The organism is Chitinophaga sp. Hz27 (assembly GCF_042263525.1).
Lineage (GTDB): Bacteria > Bacteroidota > Bacteroidia > Chitinophagales > Chitinophagaceae > Chitinophaga.
In genome coordinates this window covers 182227-207055 of record NZ_JBHKFJ010000003.1, presented here as the reverse complement: position 1 = coordinate 207055, position 24829 = coordinate 182227, and the positions used below count along the sequence as shown (strand labels likewise).

Here is a 24829-nt window from a genome sequence, read left to right as displayed (position 1 = left end):
TCCGGCTTTAAAGTGGGTTAAAGCTGGCAGAATGAAACAAATTGGTTCAGTAAAAAATTACTGGCCTCAATTTTTTCCCACATGCCTATATGGCCTACTTCTTCGAAGATGTATACACTGGTGGTTTTAGGGAGTAACACCTGCTGTAAAACGGTAGCAGGAGGTACCAGCATATCATCTTTCCCCATCACAAATAACATGGGTGCAGTCATTGAAGACAATAATCCGGTAAGATCGGGTCTGTTGATCATTGCATTGGTGTATGCGATCATGGATTCGGCTGGACATTTGGCGCACATGTTAACGCCTGCTTCTATTAATTTTGGTTGACTATTTCTTGTAACCGGGCTAAACAGATTAGGGATAGTTTGCCTGGTAAAAAGCTCAACGCCATGTTGCTCAACAAATGCAACAGACTTCCTACGCGTCTCTTTCTTTTCTTCTGTGTCTGCCGCAGCTGTAGAATGAAAAAGTCCAAGTCCTTTAATCACTTCAGGATGGTTATTCAGCAATGCCATTGCAACATAACCTCCCATGGAGTGACCGATAATTACCGCTTCTTTTATATTTTCTGCTAACAGTATCGAATATACGTAATCTGCCATGGCAGAAATGGTAAGCCCCTCTGTCAGTTTTGATTTACCTGTTCCTGGTAAATCGGGTATGATGAGGCGAAAATTAGTGCTGAGTGCGTCCCTTTGATTATCCCAAACGCTGCTGTTTTCCAAGAAACCATGTATTAAAACTATCGCCGGGCCTTGTCCTACATCCTGGTAGGCTCCATTACTACTATTGGTTGTTTTCCACATTTGTTCCTGGGATGAATCTTGAAAAGATAGCATGTACCAGCAACAAGATACAAAATATTATTGCTCCCCGCGAAATCAGATCTCCATTTTTTACATAGAACGTAATATCATGTCTGGATGTTACATCTCCGTTTATAACTGCTTCTTTCCAATAGGGTTGCGGTTGATAGATATTCCCCGAAGGATCAATGATAGCTGAAGTGCCTGTATTGGCACTGCGTGCGATCCATTTCCTGGTTTCTATAGCGCGTATCCTTGCATATTGCAGGTGTTGGCGATGGCCTTCTGTATTGCCCCACCAGCCATCATTGGTAATGATAACCAATAGGTTTGCATTGTCTCTGCAGTGACGTGCCACATAATTGCTAAAAACAGATTCATAGCAGATCGTAGGGAATACATTAATATTCGCTGTAGGGTTGGTCAGCATTTCCACGCCTGGTGTACGCCCATAACTTCCGGTTATACCGCCCATATCCAGCGCCAGATGCTGCAAGAAGCCTACATATCTCACATAAGGGATCAGCTCCACACCAGGTACCAGCTCATATTTATGATATACCTGAATTGCAGTTGATGTATCTATTTGTAAAGCACTGTTGAAAGCATCCCAGCGACTACCATCGCTGCTTGTTCTGGCACTTTCCGGTGCTTCTTCATTGGCATTGTATTGCTTGGTTGTTACAGCACCACTAATCACCTTCGCTTTAGGGAATTTACGAAGGAAGTCTTTGATAGCCAGTATTTCCGGGCGATAGTTTAATTCTCTTTCATCCGCTCCCTGTGGGAATAATGCGGTTTCCGGCCAAACGATATAACGGGTATTGCTATCCGTTTTTTCTGCACTTAGCCGGATAAATTTCTCTACCTGCTCCATGCTGCTTCCTTCCTCAAACTTTTCATCATAGGGGTCGATGTTGGGCTGCACTACTACCACTCCTATTTTTTCGGCAGGATTATCAGGTATTGGTTTTATAAATTGGGAGATGATTATCGGGAAGATGATCATCAACAGTGGTTTCCAGCTAAGCCTGGTTAGGATTTCCTTCCAGGAATAATCGTATATGCGTGCACGTTTCCATGCATTGTATACGAGAATATTACTGATCAGTACCCATAGTGTACCGCCGCTGGCACCTGTAAACTCATACCACTGTATCCATCCTGGGTGCGTAGCAAAAGCATTGCCCAATACCAGCCATGGCCAGCTGAGTTCCCAGGTTTGGTGTATGTATTCGAACGTTAACCAGTATACGATCAGTGCAAACCAGGAAGCAATTTCCGGCAGCCTGCGACGGCTACTCTTATACAGCATCCATGGAATGGTCATTAAAAACGCATTGAAGCTGTTTGCAAATACGCCGCTCGCAGGAACGGGTGTATTGCCCACCCACCAAGTACTGCCTACATTCCATACCAGGAATGCCAGGAAAATCAGACCGAAGTAAGCGCCTCTGTGCCTGATCTTCTCTGTTATATAAAATAAAGGAGTCAGGGCTACGAATATCAATGGCGTAAATGGCATGGTAGGCCATGAAAGCCAAAGTATTATTCCAGTGATTATGCTTAGTAATATGCTGCGAAGCTTCATTGTTTATTAAAATAGACGGCAACGAAGATAAGTGCGTATTGCCGTAAAACAAAAAGACAGGATACGCAAAAATCATCTCCCGCCAGCCTTCTATACTCAATCTATTTAACTGTAACTTTTTCTGTATCCGGGCGTCTTGGAATCATAACAGAAAAATAAAAAACCTTATGGAAACATCTCTTACTACTATTAGCACCCTTCAGGACGTAAAAGTCAATATAAAAATAAAACTCGCCGGCATGTGGATAGTTGTCATGTTCTGTTATATCTATGGCGATATTTTCTCTTTGTTTGTGCCTTCCCGTCTTAAAGGCCTGCTGGCTGGAGAATCAGGGGTAGGGGCCACCACGCCTGGCAAATTGGTGATGTTTACAACGGTAGTGCTGATTCCGGCATTGATGGTACTATTATCGTTATTGTTGAAAGCATCTGTTAATAAATGGCTGAATATCGTGGTAGGGGCTCTTTATACAGGTATTATGATATTGACGGTGCTTTCGTCTTTGGCCCCATGGTGGGTTTTCTACACCATATTAGGTGTGGTGGAAATCCTGCTGACGATTACTATTATTATCACGGCTTTCCGATGGCCGAAGGCATAATTAAAAAGCCCGTCTTTACTAAGTAGAGACGGGCTTCATCATGCTTTATCTTTTTAACTGATAGCGGTAAATATTATCTGCTATAGTTAGGTGCTTCTTTAGTGATTACCACATCGTGCGGGTGGTTTTCCTTGACAGTAGCAGCGGTGATTTTCACAAACTGTGCGTTCTGTAAGGTTTTTACGTCTTTAGAACCAGTAAGGCCCATACCTGCGCGTAAGCCACCAACGAATTGTTGGATTACTTCAGAGAGGTAACCTTTATATGGTACACGACCTACGATACCTTCTGGTACCAGTTTTTTGATATCATCTTCATCCTGGAAGTAACGATCTTTACTACCTTCCTGCATGGCTTCAATAGAACCCATACCACGGTAAGATTTGAATTTACGTCCTTCGTAGATGATGGTTTCTCCAGGACTTTCTTCCACACCTGCGAAGATGGAACCAGCCATGATACAGGAAGCACCTGCAGCAATAGCTTTCACCATATCACCAGTATAACGGATACCACCATCAGCGATTACAGGAATACCTTGTTTTTTCAGTGCTTCAGCAGCGTCCATTACAGCAGAGAGCTGAGGAAAACCAGCACCAGTTACGATACGTGTAGTACAGATAGAACCTGGGCCTACACCTACTTTCACCGCATCTGCGCCAGCAGCAGCGAGTGCGAGTGCGCCTTCTGCAGTGGCTACGTTACCAGCGATTACCTGTAATTTAGGGAATGCTTTTTTCAGTTTCTTCAAGGTGTTGATAACTGCAATGGAGTGACCATGTGAGCTATCCAGACAAACTACGTCTACACCTACATTGATCAGTGCCTGTGCGCGGTCCAGTACATCAGGAGTGATGCCCAGTGCGGCGCCTACCAGCAAACGACCAAATTCGTCTTTTACTGCATTAGGATAGCTCGTTAGCTGGAGGATATCACGGTAAGTGATCAGGCCAACCAGTCTGCCTTGCTTGTTCACTACAGGCAGTTTTTCAATCTTATATTGTTGGAGGATTTTTTCAGCTTTCTTCAGATCTGTTCCTTCAGGAGCGGTGATCAGCTTTTCGCTGGTCATTACTTCTTTTACCAGACGTTTTTTGTTCTTCTCGAAACGCAGGTCTCTGTTGGTTAAGATACCCACCAGTTTATTGGAGTCGTCTACGATAGGAATACCACCGATGCCGTTTTCTTTCATGAGTCTTAAAGCTTCACCAATGGTAGCATCGGCTTTTAAGGTAACAGGGTCCATAATCAGACCGCTTTCGCTACGCTTAACACGACGCACCATTTCGGCTTGTCTTTCAATACTCATGTTTTTGTGGAGAATACCAATACCACCCTCTCTAGCCAGGGCTATAGCCAGATTGGCTTCAGTAACAGTATCCATAGCGGCAGATACCATCGGTAAATTGAGCCGTATGTTTTTTGTTAATTGCGTAGAGATATTTACATCTTTCGGATGAGTTTCAGAGTAAGCCGGAACGAGGAGTACATCATCAAATGTCAGTCCGTCAGCTACAAATTTGGGTTTAGATTTTCCCGCAGGCATGATGCAACTATTTGTCAGTTAAAAAATAATTGCACGCAAATCTACGCCTATTTGCGCAATAAATAAAATTTCAACGTTAATCATCTGTGAATAAACTATATCATGACTATCAGCTGACAGGTTCATATAGCTGCCCGGGGAGGCATTTAATAAGGCATTGCATTTCGAGGCTGAATACGGCCGCCGCCACCTGGCTGCCGCTAAGTCGGCTGTGAATATATAATTCTTCCAGATGTAGCCTTGATTTGCCCTCAAAGAGGGCCATGATTTTTTGCTCTTCTGCTGACAAATTCGTGAATAATGAGGGTTGTAATACACGCATGCCTTTATTCACTGGTTTATTCCAGCCCATCGTTTCCAGTATGTCGGCGGCTGAAGTTGCCAACATGGCCTTGTTTTGCTGGATGAGGTTGTTACAGCCGGCAGCATGCCATTCGTTGATACGTCCTGGAACACTGAATACATCACGGTTATAACCATTGGCCAGGTCCGCGGTGATGAGCGAACCTCCTTTGATACCACTTTCTATCACAACGGTAGCATCACATAAACCTGCCACTATGCGGTTTCTACGCGGGAAATTCTGTTTATCTGGCAAGGTACCGCAACGATAATCTGTCAGTAATCCGCCACTACGAACCATTTCACGGGCTGTTTCCTGATGCACGGCAGGGTACAACCTATCCAGGCCATGAGCTAAAACGCCTATGGTAGCCTGTTCTGAGGCGAGTGCCGTCCTATGTGCAATAATATCTATACCATAGGCCAGACCACTCACAATAGTAGCGCCGGCAGCACAGAGGTCTTTTACTATCTGCCCGCAAACCTGCATCCCATAAGGAGATGGCTGCCTGGTGCCTATCACATTCACCATCCGGGAAGCATTTAAATCTGCATTGCCTTTATAATATAATAGTACCGGGGCATCATAACAGTGTTTCAATCGGGAAGGATAGGCGTTATCCATTATCCATAGCGGATCTATGCCATAATCTTGCATAAAGCTGATCTCTTTTTCAATACCTGCAAAATCCCTGAATTGCTTGATAGCATTAGCTTTTATGCTGCCTATATGCGCGGCTTTTTCTAATTGGAAAGAGCGTGCCTGAAAGATAGCGGCCGCACTGTCGAAATACTCCAGGAGCTTGCGGATACTTACATCGCCGAGCATAGGCACCTGGGTTAATGCAATCCTGTACATTAATTCATCGGGCATAACAAACAATTTGTCTTATTAAATTACAATTTATCAATGGTAATTATTTCTTCTCCAGGTGATTTATTTTTGCAGCATTAAACAGATATATATTATGAAGATGACAAGGATCTGGGGTGTATTGCTGTTGGCCGGTATGGCAGCGTGTAAGTCTGTTCAGCCTGCCGCAACCCCTGTAGCGCAAAGTACTAAACTGATTCCTCATGGCGCAGGATGGGCAGCACTTTGGCAGCAACAATCAGGGGAGTATAAGGCTTTATGTCTGCAGGCATATCAGCTGGCCGCTTTAAGATTAGACCAGTACCTGGCACAGAAAGGCGCTAAGCCCCTGGCCGTAGTAACGGATATTGATGAAACAGTACTGGACAACAGCCCGTATTCTGTTCATCAGGCGTTGAACGACCGTGGATATGACGAGAAAAGCTGGAGCGAATGGACAGCTAAAGCTGCTGCTGATACCGTGCCTGGAGCCCCTAACTTCTTCAAATATGCAGCCTCCAAAGGCGTACAGGTGTTTTATATTACCAACCGTAGTGAGTCGGAACGCGCTGCCACGCTGAAAAATCTCCAACGTTATAATTTTCCTTTTGCTGATGATCAGCACCTGATGCTGAAAACAACGACTTCTGGTAAGGAAGGCCGTCGCCAGCAAGTATTACAACAGTTTGATATCGTAATGCTGTTTGGAGATAATCTGAGCGATTTTTCTAACATCTTCGATAAAAAACCTTATCAGGAAAGAAATGCAGCTGCGCTGAAATCAGCTCCTGAATATGGTTCCAGATTCATCGTATTACCAAATCCAATGTATGGCGACTGGGAAGGCGCTATCTATAATTTCCAATACAAACTCACAGATCACCAGAAAGATTCTATCATGCAATCCGTGTTGAAGAATTATTAAGATCGATTCGAATTATATTGAAGTGTCCCCAAAATATTGCTGGCTACTTACCTCCAGCAATATTTTTGGGACACTTTTTTGCTTCGTGTATGCTTATGTGTTTGATAATACGAAGGTTATATGTTTTTAGGTAGATGATTAAGCATACATCGATATTTTTTCATAATTTTTTTGGATTAAAGGGTGTCCATAGTGAGCGGGAAAAACGTCTTTAGGCAGGACAGTGAACTTTTGGGTGGACAAAGTGCTGCAAAATGTTGGTTATTGCAGTATTTTTCTAATTTTTTAGTAGAATTTTAAAAAACACTGTCTTATCTTGGCTTTTTATTTAGTGTTTGTACAGGATAAATGAACAATCGTATTGTCAACCAGAATAGAGGAAAAAGAGTTATTGCATCAGGCTGCTGAAGGAAACAGGGAGGCATATGGTAGCTTATATGCCCGTTATTACGATTCCCTATATCATTCCCTTTCTTTTCTGGTAAAATCAGAAACCGAGGCAGAAGAATTAATTCAGGATGCTTTTGTGAAGGCTTGGATCAGTCGTGAAACACTGATGCTGGTCCGGTCTTTTGGTGACTATATCTTCACGGTTGCCAAAAATCTCCGTATTGATAAACTAAGGAGCCGGAATACCCGGGCAACTGCAGAACTTACCTATCAGGAACACCGGCCGGAATCTGAACCGCTTTCGGATGATATCTACCTATATAAACAATACTATGAAACTGCCTGGGCTGCAGTACAACAGCTCCACGGAAAGAAAAAATCTATATTCCTGCTTCGCACGCAAGAAGGACTCACACTCCAGGAAATTGCCCAACGGGAAGGCATCAGCAGATCTGCCGTAAAAAAACACCTGTATACTGCACTGGAACAAATGAAAACCGCACTGGTAAAGAACGGTGAGTGGTTCTCATTGATATTGCTCTATTGTTGGAATTCCATCTCCTAAAATATTTTTTTGAAAAAGGTGTCCACTATCTTTTTCAGTTACGTCTATTGATTGATAACTTATGAATAAGCAAGAAGTAATTGTACTGCTCAGGAAATATGATGCTGGCACCATCACTGAGCAGGAGCGCCTTTCCTGGGAAAAATGGTGTAACGACACCTCTCTTGAAGCATTTAATGAAATGCTGCATGAGGCTTTCCCTGAACGCACCTTTGCAAAAGGACAATTACTTGATCATAGGCAGGCGGCGATAGAAGCGCTGTTAGATGCTGCTGAACGAAGAGAAGAAGTGCCTGTGATGCCGATTAGCCGTTGGCGTTGGGCTGCAGCTGCAGCAGTGATATTGGTAGCCGGTGCAACATGGTGGTACAATAGTCCGAAACCTACAGTGGTTATCGACAACTTCCAGGCAGCGGCAAAAATCCAACCTGGCCGCCAGGGCGCCATGCTTACGCTGGCAAATGGTCAACAGGTTTTGCTCGATAGTCTTGGCAACGGTGTCATCACCGCCCAGCAAGGAACTAACCTGCTTATGGACTCCGGCAAACTGAAATATGATGTACTGAAAAATGAAAACAGTAGTATAGCCTGGAACACCATTACAACACCAAGGTCCAGGCAGTTTACCCTGGTATTGCCTGACGGCTCTGTACTATGGATGAACGCAGCCAGCTCTGTGAGATTTCCGGTGAGCTTTGTTGGCAATGAAAGACGTATAGAGGTAAGCGGCGAAGTATACCTGGAAGTAGCACAACAAGCCAATCGTCCATTCTTTGTTTCGCTTCCCAACCAAACAACTGTAGCGGTATTAGGTACCAGCTTTAACATTAGTGCTTACAACGACGATAAAAATATAACAGCCACCCTGTTGACAGGCTCCATAAATGTAGCAGCGGCAGGCGATAAGATAACACTGAAACCCGGGCAACAGGCCCTGGTCAACGAAAATGGCAACCAGGTATCAATTAATACAAGTCCAGACCTTTCCAAAGTAATGGCCTGGAAAAACCGACTATTCAATTTCGAAGGTGCCAATATTAAAGATGTAATGAAGCAACTGTCCAGATGGTATGATATCGAAGTAGTATATGAAGGAACACCTCCTAATATAGACTTCGGTGGCAAATTAAGCATGGATATGAGTCTTGACGGAGTACTACATGCGTTGAAAGACGCAGAAGTCCATTTTAAAATCGACGGACGCCAACTAACTATTTTGCCATAGCCAATGACAAGTTTATTGCTAGGAACTTATGAGATTGTATAACTGAAATTTAAATCAAAGAGACAGTAAAACAGAAAGTAACATCTAACTAAGTATTAACATAACTGGTAAACGTTGAGCAATGCCACCGGATTTGTCCGGTATGGGAATGTCTTGCCTTTGCCCTTGAACCAACCAACTTGGAACAAAAAGCCGGAAGAGAACTTCGACCCTCGCTTCCGGCATAAGTTCCGATTGGAAAATCGTCGTATACAACAACATTTAAAAATCAAAACCCAACCAAAATTATGCAAAAATCTGCAAACCGTTCTACGGTTATGTGGCCGGGATTACTGCGCTGGCTACGCCAGAACGGCGCTTTAAAACATTACTTGTTGGTTATGAAGCTAACCGCTTTAATAATGTGCTTTTCGCTGATGCATGTATATGCGAGTTCTTATTCTCAATCAGTGACGTTTTCTGCCAAAGGAGCAGGGTTAAAGGTTGTATTCTCTGAAATAGAGAAACAGACCGGGTATGTAGTTTTCTACAATAAAGCATTGCTGGAAAATACAGGTACGGTCACTGTTCGTGCCAATAATACGCCATTAAGGTCTTTCCTGGATGAAGTGTTTGCAGATCAACCATTGAACTACAGAATTGATGGAAATAATATTGTATTGATCCGTAAAGCCAATACTGCTGAAAATAACGTACCAGCTGTGTGGACAGTAGGCATGCCTATTGTCATCTCTGGTAAAATTGCAGATGCTTCCGGTAATTTACTGCCTGGTGCAACAGTATACGTAAAAGGACACAAAGAACGCTTTGCCGTAGCCGATGTAAAAGGTAATTACTCCCTCAAATGTTTTGAAGGTGATGTATTGGTATTCTCCTATATCGGTTATAAAGTATACGAAGTAACCGCCAAAACAACTGCTACCATAAATATTTCTTTACAAGATGATCAAAAGAACATCAAAGACGTGGTAATCACGGGTATGATGGTACGAAAAAAAGAAAGCTTCACTGGCGCTACTGCGAGCTTTACCGGCGAACAGCTGAAAATGGTGAGCAACCAGGATATCGTTTCCAGTCTCAAACTCCTGGACCCTTCTTTTGTTCAGATCGAAAATAACCTCGCTGGTTCCAACCCTAACGTATTGCCTACCATTGAGCTGCGTGGACAAACCAGTATTACGTCCAGCGCACTCCGTGACCAGTTCTCTACTGATCCTAACCAGCCGCTTTTCATCCTGAATGGTTTTGAAACAAATTTACAAACCATCGTAGATCTCGATATCAACCTCATTGCTTCTGTTACCATCCTGAAAGATGCTGCCTCTACTGCTATCTATGGTTCCAGAGCTTCTAATGGTGTAATCGTAGTAGAAACAAAAAAACCAGTTCCTGGAAAACTGCGCGTGAGCTACACCGCTGACCTTCGTGCCGAACTGCCAGACCTCTCCTCCTATAACATGATGAATGCAAGTGAGAAACTGCAATTCGAGAAACTGGCCGGCGCTTACAAAGAAACTTCCAGCAACCCGCAATATCAGGTATACCTCGATACTATCTATAATGCACACCTGAAAAACGTATTACGTGGCGTAAACACTTATTGGTTAAATAAACCTTTACAAACAGGTTTAACGCAACGTCATGCGGTAAATGCTTCTGGTGGCGATAACACCCTGCAATATGAAGTAGGCTTCAACTATCGTAGCAACTCCGCTACCATGATCGGTTCTAAACATAACGACTGGGGTGTTACACTGAACTTATTCTATAATACTGATCGCGTTAGAATCGGTAATATGGCATATATCAGTGGTAATAATCTGGCAAATTCTCCTTATGGTAGCTTCTCCAACTGGGCAAATGCAAATCCATATTATGAAGTGCCAGTAGATAAATCACAACCCTACCTGGAACAAATCAGAACGGGTTATTCACCTATGAACAGAGATATCGTAAACCCTTACTACAACGCTGGTTTAGGAAGTTATGATAAAGGTAACGGCTATACGTTAAATGATAATTTACAGGTGAACATTGATGTAAACAAACATCTGCGTATCCAGGGTAATGGTCAGATCTCAAAAGGAATGAATGAATCGTCTGCATTCGTATCTGCATTGAATACACAGTATCTCACGCAGGCAGATCCTACCTTACGTGGTTCTTATACATTTGCCAGACAAACACCATTCTCCTACAATGCTAACGTAAGTGCTACCTATACACAAATGCTGGCGCAACGTCATTCCTTCACCGCCTATGCCCGCGCAGAAGCTGCTGAAAACAGAAATACTGCCAATGGTTATGTTGCAATAGGTTTCCCTAACATCAGCAACGGTAACCCAGCTTTCGCATACGGCTACCAGCAAAGTGGTGTGCCTAATGCAGCTAACTCAATCACCAGGAGAAACTCTTTCATCGGTTCCGTGAACTATTCTTATGACGGCCGCTACAACGTAGATCTGAACGCCAGCTTCGATGGCTCCACAGCATTCGGTTCTAATAAACGTTACCAACCTTACTATTCTGTGGGTGGTAGCTGGAACCTGCACAGAGAACAATTTATCAAAAACATAGGATGGATAGATAATCTGCGTTTACGCGCTAACGTTGGTCTTACCGGTAACCAAAACTTCGGCAACGTAAGTGAATCTATTTATAAATATTATTCTTCTATCAATGGCTTCGGACAGGGTGTTTACCTGAGCGCATTAGGAGCGCCAGACCTGCAATGGCAAAGCACCCTGCAAACCAGCTTTGGTATCGATGCGGATCTTCTCAAAAACAGAATTAAACTGCAGGTAAATGGATACCAGAAACTGACTGACCCACTGGTAGTAGCCATCACACTGCCTTCTTCTACGGGCTTGAGCGACTATCCATTTAATGCGGGTACCTCTGTAGTTAGAGGATGGGAATTCCAGGCTACTGTTTATCCTATATTCAAGCCTAATGTGGTTTGGTCATTGGGTGTTTCCGGCGCTATGCTGAAACAACACTACGAAAACTTCAATAGTAAACTGGCTGGCTTAAACAAAGAACTGCAATCCAGTAATTCTTTAACCAGATATAAAGATGGTTACAGCTCTTATGATCTGTGGGCGGTTGTTTCACAGGGTATCGATCCTGCAACCGGAAGAGAAGTATTCCTGCGTAAAGATGGGCAGCAAACTTTCGTATATGATCCTACTGACCAGGTAAGAGTGGGTACCACCAATCCTAAAGTACAAGGCGTATTCAACTCTTCTTTAAACTACCACGGATTCCGCGCCAGCGTTTACTTTAGCTACATATATAGTAAAGATCAATTCAATAGTGCGTTATACAGTAAAGTAGAAAACATCACCTACGCACAATTATCCAACAACCAGGATAAGAGAGCTTTATACGATCGTTGGAAACAACCAGGTGATATAGTTCCTTTCAAAGGTATTGCCGATAGCAAGTCTACACCAATGTCTTCCCGATTCATCCAGAATGAGAACTCAATTTCCTTGTCTTCTCTAAACATCGGTTATGAATTCAGAGATAAACCTTGGCTGAGCAAAGCGAGCCTGGCTGCATTGAATCTCAGTGCTTATACCAATGACCTGTTCTATATCTCTACTATTAAAAGAGAAAGAGGAATTGATTATCCGTTTGCGAGGTCTGTATCATTCAGTCTCAGGGCTACATTTAAATAATTCCTAAAAAATTATTAGCATGAAAATTTACGTATATACACTGGCGTTAGCAGCACTTGTGTTTTCTGGCTGTAAGAAATGGATGGATGTTAAGCCGGAAGACAAATTCCTGGAAGAGCAATTGTATTCTTCCAGACAAGGGTTTGAAACAAGTATCAATGGTTTTTACCTGGGCAACACCGATGGTACACTCTATGGCGGCGCACTTACCATGAATACCATGGATATTATGGCCCAGTTATACAGTGCTGGTTTTAACAGTAAGTCTGCGAACTATTTTATGCAGTCCTTCAAGTATGGTGATGATCCATCAAAAGCATTGATAGATCAAATCTGGACTAAGCAATTTGCAAACATCGCAGGCGTTAATAACTTCCTGGCTGCCGTAGATAAATACGGCGCCGTGATGGACTCCTCCAGCCGTCAGCTTTACAGAGGAGAGGCGCTCGGTCTCCGTGCCTTCTATTACCTGGACCTGGTACGTATGTTTACCCCTTCCTATACACAAGATTCAACAGTACAGCTGATGCCTTATTACACCAAGGCATCTAACGATATTTCTCCTTTTTATCCTACCAACCAGGTAATGCAGTTTATTCTGGATGATCTGACAAAAGCAGAAAAATGCTTGCTGGAATCCGATCCTGCTGTACAGCAGGCACGTGTAAGTGCAGCTACTGCATCCATGCTTCGTACTTCCCGTAACTACCGCATGAACTACTATGCAGTAAAAGCACTGAAAGCACGCGCCTATATGTGGATGGGTAATAAACCTGCTGCTTTGGCCGCTGCAAAAGAGATGATCGCAGTGCAGACAAAGTTCCCATGGACTACCACCGAAGATCTGAAAAGTCCTTTCTTCTGTAATAAAGTATTTGCTACTGAAATGATCATGGGTGCTGAATACACTAAACTATTAGATGTCTTCAATAATAATTTCGTTTCTACATTGGATGAAACAGTATTACTGACACCTGAAAGTACCGGCGCATTCATTACACAGACAGTATTTGAAGGCATTTCTGCTGACTACAGATTCCAATACAGCTGGAAAATCGTAGCAAAGCCTTATCCAACTTTTGTAAAATATCAAGATACACAAACTTCAGGCTATGCCTCCAACAGAACGGTGCCTCTAATCCGTATGGGTGAAATGTATCTCATCGCAGCAGAATGTGAGCCAGACCTTAGCACTGCTAAGTCTTACCTGAACCAGATTCGTGTGAACAGGAACTTTGGCGCCTTACCTGATAATGCTACCAGTGTAGACCTGACTACCGCCATTATGAAAGAATACAGAAGAGAATTCATCGGCGAAGGTCAGCTGTTCTTCTTCTATAAAAGAACACAGGCTACTTCTATCATAGCTGGTAATACCAACAAATCTATTTCAATGACTAGTGCGAATTATACATTCCCTATTCCATTATCAGAAACCACTCCAAGATAATTACAGATAAAAACTGCTATTATGAAAAAAGTAATTTTATCTATACTGATATTAACAGGATTATTTGCCTGTAAAAAAGAGAATATCAAATCTTATAATAACGATGAATCTGCGTCCAGCGTTTATTTTCCTATACAGGAAGTAGATTCTACCGGTGATATCTCTTTTTCCTTTGGTTATATAAAATCAAATATTACAGATACTTCCGTTAGAATTCTTATCAGGACTTTAGGTGCTCCTACAGCTTTCGACCGTCCTTATAACCTGAAAATAATGGACACGAGTACTGCTACCAGTGATATGTTCACGATCGCAAATCCAAAACTCGCTATTCCTGCAGGTAAAACAGCAGATACTGTGATCTTGCAATTGCATCGTGTTGCTGCATTACAGAAAAAAAATTATATGATCAACCTGGAACTGCAGCCTAATGAATTTTTTCAAGACAAGTATTTAAGTAATATCCTTACACCTGGTAGTACCAAACCACAACGATATTATACCAAAATGCGTGTAATGATTGATGATATCGCCGGTGCACCAGATTGGTGGCGTCAGGGTAGTACCTATTATTCTTTAGTTAATGGCTACTTCGGCACATTTAGCACTAAAAAATTTCAGTTGATCCTCACGTATTACAACGCTGATCCTGCTGATTTGACAAGAACTAACTGGCCTCAGGTAGATGGAAACCTCTATCGCATCCTGGCATGGGCAAGTGGACTAAAAGCCTACTTTGCCTATATGCAGGCACAAGGTACACCAGTACTGGAAGCAGATGGCACGCCAATGAAGATGGGCGCAAGTGCTAAATAATTTATTCATCACTTACACGGATCATATGTATCGCCATATAAAAATATTTTCTTTCATCGCGATAACAGGTATCGCCTTATTATTTGGTTGTAGAAAAGACCTGGGAAACTATAGCTATCACGCCATCAACAGTGGCGCGATCAGTGGTATCGATTCTAACTATAATGTCAGACAAGGTAGTCAATTGAAAATAATGCCAGTGCTGAATTTTACGATGGAAAAGGATACTGCAAAATATTCCTACGAGTGGTTTACACTGGATGGAAATGCAAATCCTATCATCAGAACTACTGTAGCTAAAACGCTAAACCTGGACTGGACAGTTTCTTTACCGGCAAAGGATGCAGCTTATAAAATGTATTTTACCGTAACCGAAAAAAGTACAGGCCAGAGCTGGAATACTTATACCAACTTGAAGATTTCCACCGACCTCGCCGATGGTTGGGCCATCCTCAATGATGTGAATGGTGTCGCAAGATTAGATTACCTGAACTATTTACCAGCAGTTGATTCTTTCGACTTCTATAAAGATATCCTGGCTTCTCAACAATCCATAGTGTTGAAAGGTAAGCCAGTAAATGTAACTTTCTGGTATAGAAGAAATCCATTTACCCTCGCCTATACGAAAAGCATAGCAGTAAGTACTGATGTGCAGACCACACTTTTTAATACAACCAACAATAAGTTTTCGGATTATGCAGAAATGTCTAAATCCATGTCTGCCTATTATCCGCCTCCATACTATGCAAAAAGCATTCAGACTACCGGTAAAATCGATTACATCGCGTTTATGTACGACAACCTGGGAAATCTGACAATGGAAAACGCTACCAATACGCTTGCTTTTGGTAACCGTATAAACAAGCTATCTGATGCTACATCTTTCAATATCTCCAAATGGATAGTTACTGAAACCCAGCAGGTGCCTAACTATGAACTGATGTACGACACAGATAATAAGCGTTTCATGGAGCACAAAAGCACTAACAGCTATAGCACCATTGCTGCTAACAGTAATGCAGATCCAAATGGTACGCCAATGTTCGACCCTGCGCATATGAACATGGACCTGATGTATATGACCTATACAAATGCTATCGATGGACGTGTATATGCTGTGTTTAAAGATGCTAGTGGCGGCGTTTTCCTCGCCAGAATTAAATGCGGTAACGGCGTTTTCGTTCCTTTATCATTTGATAAAATCTCTGATATAGCCCCTGGAATTGCTAACGCTAGCCAGTTTGCTGTGGATCCTGCTGAAGGTTATCTCTTCTATACCATTGGTTCTAAAGTTTACAGGTATACACCTGATAGAAAAACTAATGTGATGGTAGCTGATTACGGCGACAAAACTATTACACTGCTGAAGTACCAAAGAATTGTATACGGACTGTCCAACACACGTTATAAAACCTATGGTTCCAAACTGATGGTATGCTCTTATAACTCTGCTGCTGCGGCGGGTTCTGGTAAAATGGATCTTTATAACGTTCCTAATCTGGACGCTGATATATCCCTGTATAAATCATACACTGGATTCGATAAAATTATAAGCGTGTCTTATAAAGAATAAAAAATTATCCTACGCTATCCTATACCCATCAACCAACCATTAAAATAAAAAGTCTCTACCTTGGTAGAGACTTTTTTATTGTTATTATGACAATTATAAACTTATAATCTTAAATACTGTTCGTCTGTTCTCCGCTCTACCTTCTTCTGTATCGTTGGAAGCTACTGGCTGCGACTCTCCAAATCCTTTACTGCTCAGTTTTTCAGCTGCAATACCTTTTGATACCATGTATTGTACTACGGCCTTCGCACGATTCTCTGATAATAATTTGTTGTCTTTATCTGTACCCACGTTATCTGTATGACCATCAATCTCAATTTTAAGTGTAGGGTTATCGTTCAATAATCTCACCAATCTATCTAATTCCAGCATAGACGCAGGTTTTAAGATATACTGTTTACTATCAAAAAAGATGTTGTGTAATACGATACTTGCATTTGCTGCAAGTGGTTGAAGTGGTATATTTTTCTCGAATGGTTGTCCGGGATTATGATCTTTCAGAGAGAAATTATCTGAATAGAAGAGATAACCTTTTTTACCCACATGGAATGCATAGTCTTTGCCAATAGGCAAAGGTGCAAGGAAATTACCATTTTCATCTGTCTCAAATCTTGCTACCTGTGCACCTCCCAGCAGATCGATCACATCTACACTTGCTGGCAATCTTTGTTGTGAAATACTATCATACACAAAACCTTTTATGTATAAAGTCTGTAATGGCCTTGCTTCCGGATAAAGCTCAAAGCTGTAGATGTCGAGCGAACCTTTACCATCATTTCTATCAGATGCAAAGTAGGCGGTAGTTCCAGGTGCATCAACAACGAGTGATCCTTCTTCATCAACCGTGTTAATAGGATAGCCGAGATTTACTGCGGGCCCCCATGTACCATCGGCTTGTTTTCTGGAATAGAATATGTCTAGTCCGCCGTAGCCGGGAAGCCCGTCAGAAGCGAAATACAGCGTTTGCCCATCGGCGTGGATAAATGGCGTCATTTCCCTTCCTTTAGTATTGATGTTAGGTCCGAGATTTTCCGGGTTGCTCCATTTTCCATTTGGTAACAGATGACTGACGAATATATCGGAGCCATTGCCAGCTGTTTGACGTGCAAAGAAAAGCGTTTGGTTATCGGCAGATAAGGAAGGCTGTGATTCCCAATCCCTCGTATTGATAGGCGCACCAAGGTTCTGTGGCATCGTCCATCCTTCTTTTGTTTTTCGGGAGATATAAATATCGCAACTACCTTTTCCTTCAGGAAAATCACAACCCGTATACAACAAGATGGTGCCATCCTGTGAAATATTCTGCGCGCCTTCATTGAAGCTAGTATTCACAGGAGCGCCCATATCCTGAGAGGGGCCCCAGGTATCGTTTTGACGTTGACTGATATAGAAATCTTCGTTGCGCGAATTTACTCTTCGTGTATAGATCAGCGTTTTACTATCTATTGTAAGAGAAGGGAAGTATTCAGGATCCTGGCTGTTGATATTGGTGCCAAGATTATGCGGCTGAAAAGGGTGATTTTTATTTTTATCATTCACTGCAAATTCATAGTTCGCTTTCAGCTTTTCAACCGTTCTACTGGTCATTTTAGAACCAGCAATATATTGATTGATGAGTAGCAAGGCGCCGTTGAAATCTCCCATGCCGGCAAGCGCCCGGCTATAAGGCACCATGATCTGTCTAAGGCTGCTGCTATCCAGCTGTTTGAATTTACTGAAAGCGTTGACAGCTTCTTTGTAATCTTTGAGTTCTATATAACACATGCCTAACTGTCCGTAGGCATCTAAGTAGTTAGGAGCAGTATTGATGGCCTCTTTTAAAAAAGGGATGGCATCAGCGGTATGATAAACGCTGATCGCGGCCTGCGCCTTATCAAAGCTTGCCTTGGCCTTTTTGGGCGCATTCTCGGACGTTACCACCTGTGCCTGGAGTTGCAGGGTGAAACATATCGCCAATAGTGGGAGGATAGTTCTTTTCATAGTAATAATACAACGCTTAAAGGTAAGGAAACGTATTTACCTGGATACCCGGGTACAAACAAAAAATGGCATCCTCGGATGCCATTTTCAAAATGCTATGCAATACCGGTTACGGTACATTGATATACTTGTGTATCTGCAATGACAGCTGCCACTGAGGATTATCTTTGATGTAATCAATGATCAGCGGTGTCATTTCAGCACTCTTGCTCCATTCCGGTGCCAGGTATAGCTTACAATTCTTACCTACCATGGCGGCATGCTTTTCTGCCCAGGCAAAATCACTTTTATTAAAGATCACCACTTTCAGTTCGCTGGCAACTTTGCAGACTTCCGGTAGTGGCGCCTTAAATTTTTTGGGTGAAAGCGTGATCCAGTCCCAGCTGCCGCTAAGCGGAGAGGAGCCGGAAGTTTCAATATGTGTATTAAAACCTTGTTTATGGAGTGCTTTGGTGAGCCCATCGAGTTGGTGGAGCAAAGGTTCTCCACCTGTTACTACGGCGATGCGGCCAGGGTATTGTGCAGCTTCATTTACCACGTTATCTATCGATAATTGCGGATGTTTATCTGCATCCCAGCTGTCTTTTACGTCGCACCAATGGCATCCTACATCACAGCCGCCAAGGCGGATGAAGTAAGCTGCCTTGCCCTGATGGAAGCCTTCACCCTGAATCGTGTAAAAGCGTTCCATTACCGGCAAGGTGCCGGTAATAATATTTGAAGTAATTACTGACATCTTGATTCTATCCCTCAAAGGTCCGAAAAATATTCCGGCCCCTTTTTTAATTCATACTACCTCTAAGGCCTATGCAGGCGTGATAGGTATTTTTTAGCAGTGCAGCGATGGTCATCGGACCTACGCCTCCTGGTACTGGTGTGATGTAGCTGGCTTTTGGTGCTACTTCATCAAATTTAACGTCACCAATAAGGCGGAAACCGCTTTTCTTGCTGGCATCAGCAACACGGTTAATACCCACGTCAACGATAACGGCGCCTTCTTTTACCATATCAGCAGTAACAAAGTTAGGCTTACCAATAGCGGCAATGATAATATCGGCCTGACGGCAGATTTCAGGGAGGTTTTGTGTCTGAGAGTGAGTCAGGGTTACTGTGCAGTTTCCTGGATTGGTATTACGGCTCAGCAAAATGCTGATCGGAGTACCTACGATATGGCTGCGGCCGATAACTACTGCATGTTTACCTTTTGTAGGCACATTGTAGTGTTCCAGCATCAGCATAATACCATAAGGTGTAGCCGGGATGAAAGCAGGCAAACCACTTACCATTTTACCTACGTTCATAGGATGGAAGCCATCTACGTCCTTGCTTGGATCTATCGTGTTAATAACCAATTCCTCACTGATATGCTTTGGTAAAGGCAATTGTACCAGGATACCATCGATATCCGGGTTTTCGTTGAGCAGTATGATCTGGTCCAGCAGATGCTTTTCAGAAATCTGTTCATCGAAACGAAGAAGAGTGGAGTTATATCCGCATTCTGCACATGACTTTACTTTGGAAGCAACGTAGGTTTCGCTCGCAGGATTATTACCTACCAGGATCGCTGCCAGGTGAGGAACCTTTTTGCCAGCGGCCTTTAATTCAGCCACTGAAGCGGCTAATTGGGCTTTGATAGCCTCAGAAACAAGTTTACCGTCTAAAATTTGCATGTGCAAAGGTACATTTTATCTCGCAAAGTTCGAAAAGGAGCAAAGCCCCGCAGAGAAATTCGCGTTTATATTTAAGTTCCTGCCGGACAGCTTAAAAGTAGCATATACCTTCCTTTGCATGCTTTGCTTCTTTGCAGACTTTGTGAGAATAAAACGAAAAAAGGGGCCAAAAGGCCCCTCTAAAAAGTTATTGCTGGTCCTGCAAAACAGATTCCCGGAAACCCGGTAATCTGTTTTGCCTGCAAGGGTACTACCCCTTGCGAACCGTTGGATTGTAGTGGAAATTATAAGGCAAACAAAGACGGTATCAGTTAGCAAAAGGTCAGAAAATATATCCTCTGAGATGTTTTTGCTACTTTATTGATCACAATATATCTAAATTTTTGGAGCTGCGTCAAGAATTTCTTTATCAGCAGCACCGGCATATTTCTCAAAATTACTGATAAACTGCTCAGCAAGGCTAGCAGCCTTAGCATCATAGGCAGCTTTATCAGCCCAGGTATTACGCGGATCGAGAATGTCAGCTGGCACATTCGGACAGGTCTCCGGAATCGCCAGACCAAAAACAGGGGTAGCACGATATTTTACGCTCTCCAGTTTCCCATCAATCGCGGCAGTAATCATAGCACGGGTATAAGCCAGTTTAATACGGCTACCAGTACCATAAGGTCCTCCGGTCCATCCGGTGTTGATTAACCAGACATTAACTTCGTTCTTACGCATTTTTTCTCCCAGCATCTGTGCGTACTGTGCAGGATGTAATGGTAGGAAAGGCGCTCCAAAGCAGGCGCTGAAGGTAGACTTTGGCTCAGTAACTCCCGCTTCTGTACCCGCTACTTTAGCAGTGTAACCAGAAATAAACTGGTACATAGCCTGTCCTGGCGTCAGTTTAGAAATCGGAGGCAATACGCCATATGCATCTGCCGTTAGGAAGAAGATATTTTTAGGAACCGCTCCAATAGAAGGTTCCAGCGCATTGGCAATATAAGTCAACGGATAAGATACACGTGTGTTCTCCGTGATCGTCTTATCAGCATAATTTACAGTCTTGGTACCTGGGAAGAAGGTAATGTTTTCCAGTAATGCTCCCGGACGTACCGCCTGGAAGATCTCTGGCTCTTTTTCTGCGCTCAGGTCAATACATTTTGCATAACAGCCGCCTTCAAAGTTGAAAACACTGTTGTCTGTCCAGCCATGTTCATCATCACCGATGAGTTTACGGCTAGGATCTGCGCTCAGCGTAGTCTTACCAGTACCACTCAATCCAAAGAAAATAGCGGTATCGCCATTGCTTCCCTGGTTAGCAGAGCAGTGCATGCTCAGCACTTTCTTATCGTGTGGTAAGATGTAATTCAGTACGGTGAAAATGCCTTTCTTGATTTCGCCTGTATAGGCTGTTCCGCCAATCAGGATCACTTTCTTAGTGAAGCTCACTACCGCAAAATTATGCTGACGTGTGCCGTCACAAGAAGCATCTGCCATGAAACCTGGCGCCTGGATAACAGTCCAGTCATGTTGCATCAGTTCCAGTTCTTCTTCTGAAGGACGAAGGAACATATTGTAAGCAAACAGATTTGACCAAGGATATTCTGTGATTACCTTAACGCCAATACGATACGCAGGATCAGCACAGGCAAAGCAGTCACGTACCCACACGTCTTTTCCGGCAAGATAGGCAGTAACTTTTTTGTACAAACGGTCGAAACACTCTGTAGTAAATGGAATGTTAAAGTTATTCCAGTTTACCGTGTTGGCAGTGATGTCATCCTTTACAATGAATTTATCGTTGGGAGAACGACCGGTAAATTCTCCGGTGTTCACAGCTAAAGCACCAGTATCGGATAAAACACCCTGGTTCCTCTCTACTGTTTGCTGTACCAGTTTCTCTGGAGAGAGCTGGTAGTATACGTTAGACGCGTTCTCTATGCCCAGTTCCCGTAAGTCAGCAACAGGATTCCTTACGCTACTCATTTGCATAAAAGCAAGATTGTTTTGGTGTAAAAGCAAAACTAGGCATTTTTTGATTTCATCAAATTTGTTGTCTGTTGTGCCTTTAAAATTTAGAAAAATCTAGCGCTATCAAAGGATTTTTTGCGATATCTTCAAAATGTTAGAAAAACCCTGATAGGTTATCAAAGACATTTTGTGTGAATAAAACATTAAGTAATAACACATAAGTATTATTGCTGATAACGCATTTTTTTCCGTTGTAACCTCCGCCTCAGTCATACTTTACACATCTCTGCTATTCTTATAAACACATTTTTATTTAAGTGGTTTTATATTTTTTCATAGGTTTGAATCCTCATTTGAAATTTAGAGATATGAAGAATCTGCCTTTGGATCCGCAGCTGTTTATAAAGAACCGCCAGCGCTTTGTGGCTAAAATGAAGCCACAGTCTATCGCCATTATTAACTCCAATGATGAACTGCCCACTAACGGCGACGCATTGTTTAAGTTCAAGCAGAACTCAGACCTGTATTGGCTCACAGGTATAGACCAGGAAGATACCATGGTTGTTTTATACCCAGACAATCCTGATCCTAAATACCGTGAAGTACTTGTTCTTGTACGTCCTAATGAGCTGAAAGAAAAATGGGATGGTCACCGCCTGAGGAAAGATGAGGCAACTGCTATTTCCGGCATGACTACCATCGTGTGGTTGGATGCACTGGATGCTTTACTCCAGCAGTGGGTACATGAAGCAGCTAATATTTACCTGAACACCAACGAAAATAACCGTAAATCCAACTATGTTCCTGTACGCGATTACCGCTATGCAGCAGCAATGAAGGAACGTTATCCTTTACACAACTTCCTCCGCGCTGCTACCATCTTCAAAGAGCTGCGTGCCGCTAAAACGCCTGAGGAAATCAAAGTACTGGATGTGGCTATGGAAATCACTAACAAGGCTTTCCGTCGTATCCTGAAATTTATCAAACCTGGTGTCTGGGAACATGAAATTCAGGCTGAAATCCTCCACGAATTCCTCCGTAACCGCTCCGCTGGTGAAGCATACGGCTCTATCATCGCCTCCGGCGACCGTGCCCGTACTCTTCACTATGTGTTCAATAACCAGGAATGTAAAGATGGTGAACTGATCCTCATGGACTTCGGTGCTGAATATGGTGGCTACAACGCTGACCTTACCCGTACTGTGCCAGTAAATGGTAAGTTTACACCACGCCAGCGTGAGGTATACGATGCTTGTCTGCATCTGCACCATTATGCGGTATCTATTCTGAAACCAGGTATCACCCTGGCTAAATACCACGAAATGATGGGTGAAGAAGCTGGTAAAACATTTGTGAAACTTGGTATTCTCACTGAAGACGATATCAAAAACCAGGACCCGGAAAATCCTGCGTACCGCAAATACCTCTACCATGGTATTTCTCACCATCTTGGTGTAGATGTTCATGACCTGGCGCCTTCTATGCAACAGCCAATCCCTGAAGGTTCCGTACTCACAGTAGAACCAGGTATCTACATCGAACAGGAAAAAATGGGTATCCGTATCGAAAATAACTACTGGATCACTTCCAACGGTAATATCGATCTGATGAAAAATATTCCTATCACAGCTGATGAAATTGAAGCTTTAATGAAATAAATTTATAGCCCCTCACGATTTGTGAGGGGCCTTTTTTCAACGAATCCATCAAATGCGACAAATACCCAATATTATTACCCTATGTAATCTCTTTTGCGGCGCCCTGGCCATTATCTGCGTGTTACATGCACCGGAATATAAGGCTGACTTTAACGGTACCGACTATACGATAGTAACGCCGGAACCTGTATACTGGGCCTCCGCACTCGTGGTACTTGCCGCTATCTTCGACTTCTTCGATGGTATGGTAGCTCGTTTGCTTCGCGTACAATCCCCTATGGGAAAAGAACTAGATAGTCTTGCCGATGTAGTAACCTTCGGTGTAGTACCTGGTATGATGCTCTACAGATTGTTGCGCAGCGCCTATTTCCAGCTCCCTGATGTATTTGACGTATCTGTGGTGAACCTGGCCCCAGCCTTACTGGTACCATGTTTTGCGGCTTATCGCCTCGCTAAATTCAACCTGGACACCCGACAGTCCGAAAACTTTATCGGCGTGCCTACACCAGCTGTTGGCTTATTGGTAGCCTCTTTCCCGCTGATCGTATTGTATAATCCCTATAATCTCGGACACTGGTTCCAGAATATCTGGGTACTCTACGCCATCATCGCCGTTTTGTGCTACCTCATGGTGGCCGAAATACCAATGCTCAGCCTGAAAATTAAGAGCAAATCACTGAAAGACAATTGGACAAGACTGTTGCTGATAGTACTGACTTTAGTAAGCATTCCATTATTGGGCTTTGCTACAGTGCCATTCATATTCATCTGTTATGTAATCTTATCACTGTTATTCCCACCAATGTCCACAGAAAAAAAGCCAGAACAAGCCTAAAATAGGTGCCTGGAAAGGAATTGAATGGAATAACTCTCTGCAAATCTGTAACTACGAGTTCATAATTCGTAAATTTTGATGTAGGTTTGCGGCAAAATTTAAAGCACAATGACTTTTACTGCACATATCAATGTGATGCCACTGAAAGAATTATTGGACCCGCAAGGAAAAGCGGTAATGGGTGGCCTTAAAAACCTCGGTATGAACCAGGTTCATGATGTACGTATCGGCAAACACATTACCCTCCAAATCGAGGCTGGTAGCAAAGAAGAGGCGCAGCAAATCGCTGAAAATGCCTGCCAGAAGCTGTTGGCTAACCAGGTAATGGAATACTTTGAAGTACACATTCAATAAATAATC

General features: G+C 42.9%; 19 protein-coding genes. 11 read left to right on the top strand and 8 right to left on the bottom strand.

Translation table 11 applies throughout. The features are described from left to right. Nucleotides 1-17: 17 nt before the first annotated feature. Both ACE38W_RS07685 and lnt read right to left on the bottom strand, forming a co-directional pair. Entirely contained in the window at nucleotides 18-809 is a 792-nt protein-coding gene (locus ACE38W_RS07685) for an alpha/beta fold hydrolase (protein WP_375829833.1), read from the bottom strand. Beyond that, nucleotides 790-2400 carry an apolipoprotein N-acyltransferase gene (lnt, locus tag ACE38W_RS07680; RefSeq protein ID WP_375829831.1) on the bottom strand — a complete coding sequence of 537 codons (1611 nt, stop codon included), beginning with the start codon at nucleotides 2398-2400 and terminating at the stop codon, nucleotides 790-792. The genes ACE38W_RS07685 and lnt overlap by 20 nt, the downstream gene beginning before the upstream one ends. Nucleotides 2401-2567: 167 nt before the next feature. Between lnt and ACE38W_RS07675 the strand changes: the two genes are divergently transcribed. Further along, nucleotides 2568-3002, top strand: a complete 435-nt coding sequence (locus ACE38W_RS07675) for a DUF6326 family protein (RefSeq protein WP_375829830.1) — start codon at nucleotides 2568-2570, stop codon at nucleotides 3000-3002. 73 nt (nucleotides 3003-3075) lie between these two features. On the opposite strand, the gene guaB is transcribed toward ACE38W_RS07675, so the two are convergent. Together guaB and dprA are read right to left on the bottom strand one after the other, a co-directional pair. Next, entirely contained in the window at nucleotides 3076-4548 is a 1473-nt protein-coding gene (gene guaB, locus ACE38W_RS07670) for an IMP dehydrogenase (RefSeq protein WP_375829828.1), read from the bottom strand. Between the two features lie 109 nt (nucleotides 4549-4657). Continuing rightward, entirely contained in the window at nucleotides 4658-5764 is a 1107-nt protein-coding gene (dprA, locus tag ACE38W_RS07665; protein ID WP_375829827.1) for a DNA-processing protein DprA, read from the bottom strand. A 94-nt stretch (nucleotides 5765-5858) separates the two neighbouring features. Here dprA and ACE38W_RS07660 point away from each other — a divergent pair, with 94 nt between their 5' ends. The 7 genes from ACE38W_RS07660 to ACE38W_RS07630 all read left to right on the top strand — a co-directional run bounded on the left by ACE38W_RS07660 (nucleotide 5859) and on the right by ACE38W_RS07630 (nucleotide 16370). Continuing rightward, on the top strand, nucleotides 5859-6668 hold the full coding sequence (locus ACE38W_RS07660) for a 5'-nucleotidase, lipoprotein e(P4) family (RefSeq protein WP_375829826.1): 810 nt from the start codon (nucleotides 5859-5861) through the stop codon (nucleotides 6666-6668). Between the two features lie 361 nt (nucleotides 6669-7029). Beyond that, complete coding sequence (locus ACE38W_RS07655; protein ID WP_375829825.1) at nucleotides 7030-7623, top strand: RNA polymerase sigma factor; 594 nt, start codon at nucleotides 7030-7032, stop codon at nucleotides 7621-7623. Nucleotides 7624-7684: 61 nt separating this feature from the next. Further along, nucleotides 7685-8848 (top strand): FecR family protein, encoded by a 1164-nt coding sequence (locus tag ACE38W_RS07650; protein WP_375829823.1) that lies wholly within the window; start codon nucleotides 7685-7687, stop codon nucleotides 8846-8848. Nucleotides 8849-9135: 287 nt separating this feature from the next. Next, nucleotides 9136-12531, top strand: a complete 3396-nt coding sequence (locus ACE38W_RS07645) for a SusC/RagA family TonB-linked outer membrane protein (protein WP_375829822.1) — start codon at nucleotides 9136-9138, stop codon at nucleotides 12529-12531. Nucleotides 12532-12550: 19 nt separating this feature from the next. Further along, the gene (locus tag ACE38W_RS07640) at nucleotides 12551-13981 is read left to right on the top strand and encodes a RagB/SusD family nutrient uptake outer membrane protein (RefSeq protein WP_375829820.1); all 1431 of its coding nucleotides are present in this window, start codon (nucleotides 12551-12553) and stop codon (nucleotides 13979-13981) included. 21 nt (nucleotides 13982-14002) lie between these two features. Next, nucleotides 14003-14797 carry a DUF4843 domain-containing protein gene (locus ACE38W_RS07635; RefSeq protein ID WP_375829818.1) on the top strand — a complete coding sequence of 265 codons (795 nt, stop codon included), beginning with the start codon at nucleotides 14003-14005 and terminating at the stop codon, nucleotides 14795-14797. A 25-nt stretch (nucleotides 14798-14822) separates the two neighbouring features. Beyond that, nucleotides 14823-16370 (top strand): PKD-like family lipoprotein, encoded by a 1548-nt coding sequence (locus ACE38W_RS07630; protein ID WP_375829817.1) that lies wholly within the window; start codon nucleotides 14823-14825, stop codon nucleotides 16368-16370. 93 nt (nucleotides 16371-16463) lie between these two features. Here the strand turns inward: ACE38W_RS07630 and ACE38W_RS07625 are convergent, their stop codons facing one another. From ACE38W_RS07625 to pckA, 4 genes are all read right to left on the bottom strand, one after another. Continuing rightward, the gene (locus ACE38W_RS07625; protein ID WP_375829816.1) at nucleotides 16464-18350 is read right to left on the bottom strand and encodes an OmpA family protein; all 1887 of its coding nucleotides are present in this window, start codon (nucleotides 18348-18350) and stop codon (nucleotides 16464-16466) included. 109 nt (nucleotides 18351-18459) lie between these two features. Continuing rightward, nucleotides 18460-19086 carry a 7-carboxy-7-deazaguanine synthase QueE gene (locus ACE38W_RS07620; RefSeq protein WP_375829815.1) on the bottom strand — a complete coding sequence of 209 codons (627 nt, stop codon included), beginning with the start codon at nucleotides 19084-19086 and terminating at the stop codon, nucleotides 18460-18462. A 46-nt stretch (nucleotides 19087-19132) separates the two neighbouring features. After that, nucleotides 19133-20020, bottom strand: coding sequence for a bifunctional methylenetetrahydrofolate dehydrogenase/methenyltetrahydrofolate cyclohydrolase FolD (gene folD / locus ACE38W_RS07615; RefSeq protein WP_375829814.1), 888 nt, complete (start codon nucleotides 20018-20020; stop codon nucleotides 19133-19135). 375 nt (nucleotides 20021-20395) lie between these two features. Continuing rightward, a complete protein-coding gene (pckA, locus tag ACE38W_RS07610) occupies nucleotides 20396-21991 on the bottom strand; it encodes a phosphoenolpyruvate carboxykinase (ATP) (protein ID WP_375829812.1) in 1596 nt (531 codons plus the stop codon). Between the two features lie 353 nt (nucleotides 21992-22344). Between pckA and ACE38W_RS07605 the strand changes: the two genes are divergently transcribed. From ACE38W_RS07605 to purS, 3 genes are all read left to right on the top strand, one after another. Continuing rightward, nucleotides 22345-23634, top strand: coding sequence for an aminopeptidase P N-terminal domain-containing protein (locus ACE38W_RS07605; RefSeq protein WP_375829811.1), 1290 nt, complete (start codon nucleotides 22345-22347; stop codon nucleotides 23632-23634). A 52-nt stretch (nucleotides 23635-23686) separates the two neighbouring features. Beyond that, nucleotides 23687-24469, top strand: a complete 783-nt coding sequence (gene pssA, locus ACE38W_RS07600; protein WP_375829810.1) for a CDP-diacylglycerol--serine O-phosphatidyltransferase — start codon at nucleotides 23687-23689, stop codon at nucleotides 24467-24469. A gap of 108 nt (nucleotides 24470-24577) precedes the next feature. Continuing rightward, entirely contained in the window at nucleotides 24578-24823 is a 246-nt protein-coding gene (gene purS, locus ACE38W_RS07595; protein ID WP_167015686.1) for a phosphoribosylformylglycinamidine synthase subunit PurS, read from the top strand. The last annotated feature ends 6 nt before the right edge of the window (nucleotides 24824-24829 follow it).

Bases quoted from the DNA above. Each gene is read 5' to 3' on its own strand.
- ACE38W_RS07645 (WP_375829822.1), top strand. From the start codon at position 9,136: ATGCAAAAATCTGCAAACCGTTCTACGGTTATGTGGCCGGGATTACTG.
- ACE38W_RS07685 (WP_375829833.1), bottom strand. From the start codon at position 809: ATGTGGAAAACAACCAATAGTAGTAATGGAGCCTACCAGGATGTAGGA.
- folD (WP_375829814.1), bottom strand. From the start codon at position 20,020: ATGCAAATTTTAGACGGTAAACTTGTTTCTGAGGCTATCAAAGCCCAA.
- ACE38W_RS07605 (WP_375829811.1), top strand. From the start codon at position 22,345: ATGAAGAATCTGCCTTTGGATCCGCAGCTGTTTATAAAGAACCGCCAG.
- pssA (WP_375829810.1), top strand. From the start codon at position 23,687: ATGCGACAAATACCCAATATTATTACCCTATGTAATCTCTTTTGCGGC.
- lnt (WP_375829831.1), bottom strand. From the start codon at position 2,400: ATGAAGCTTCGCAGCATATTACTAAGCATAATCACTGGAATAATACTT.
- purS (WP_167015686.1), top strand. From the start codon at position 24,578: ATGACTTTTACTGCACATATCAATGTGATGCCACTGAAAGAATTATTG.
- guaB (WP_375829828.1), bottom strand. From the start codon at position 4,548: ATGCCTGCGGGAAAATCTAAACCCAAATTTGTAGCTGACGGACTGACA.
- ACE38W_RS07640 (WP_375829820.1), top strand. From the start codon at position 12,551: ATGAAAATTTACGTATATACACTGGCGTTAGCAGCACTTGTGTTTTCT.
- dprA (WP_375829827.1), bottom strand. From the start codon at position 5,764: ATGCCCGATGAATTAATGTACAGGATTGCATTAACCCAGGTGCCTATG.
- pckA (WP_375829812.1), bottom strand. From the start codon at position 21,991: ATGAGTAGCGTAAGGAATCCTGTTGCTGACTTACGGGAACTGGGCATA.
- ACE38W_RS07630 (WP_375829817.1), top strand. From the start codon at position 14,823: ATGTATCGCCATATAAAAATATTTTCTTTCATCGCGATAACAGGTATC.
- ACE38W_RS07675 (WP_375829830.1), top strand. From the start codon at position 2,568: ATGGAAACATCTCTTACTACTATTAGCACCCTTCAGGACGTAAAAGTC.
- ACE38W_RS07635 (WP_375829818.1), top strand. From the start codon at position 14,003: ATGAAAAAAGTAATTTTATCTATACTGATATTAACAGGATTATTTGCC.
- ACE38W_RS07620 (WP_375829815.1), bottom strand. From the start codon at position 19,086: ATGTCAGTAATTACTTCAAATATTATTACCGGCACCTTGCCGGTAATG.
- ACE38W_RS07650 (WP_375829823.1), top strand. From the start codon at position 7,685: ATGAATAAGCAAGAAGTAATTGTACTGCTCAGGAAATATGATGCTGGC.
- ACE38W_RS07660 (WP_375829826.1), top strand. From the start codon at position 5,859: ATGAAGATGACAAGGATCTGGGGTGTATTGCTGTTGGCCGGTATGGCA.
- ACE38W_RS07625 (WP_375829816.1), bottom strand. From the start codon at position 18,350: ATGAAAAGAACTATCCTCCCACTATTGGCGATATGTTTCACCCTGCAA.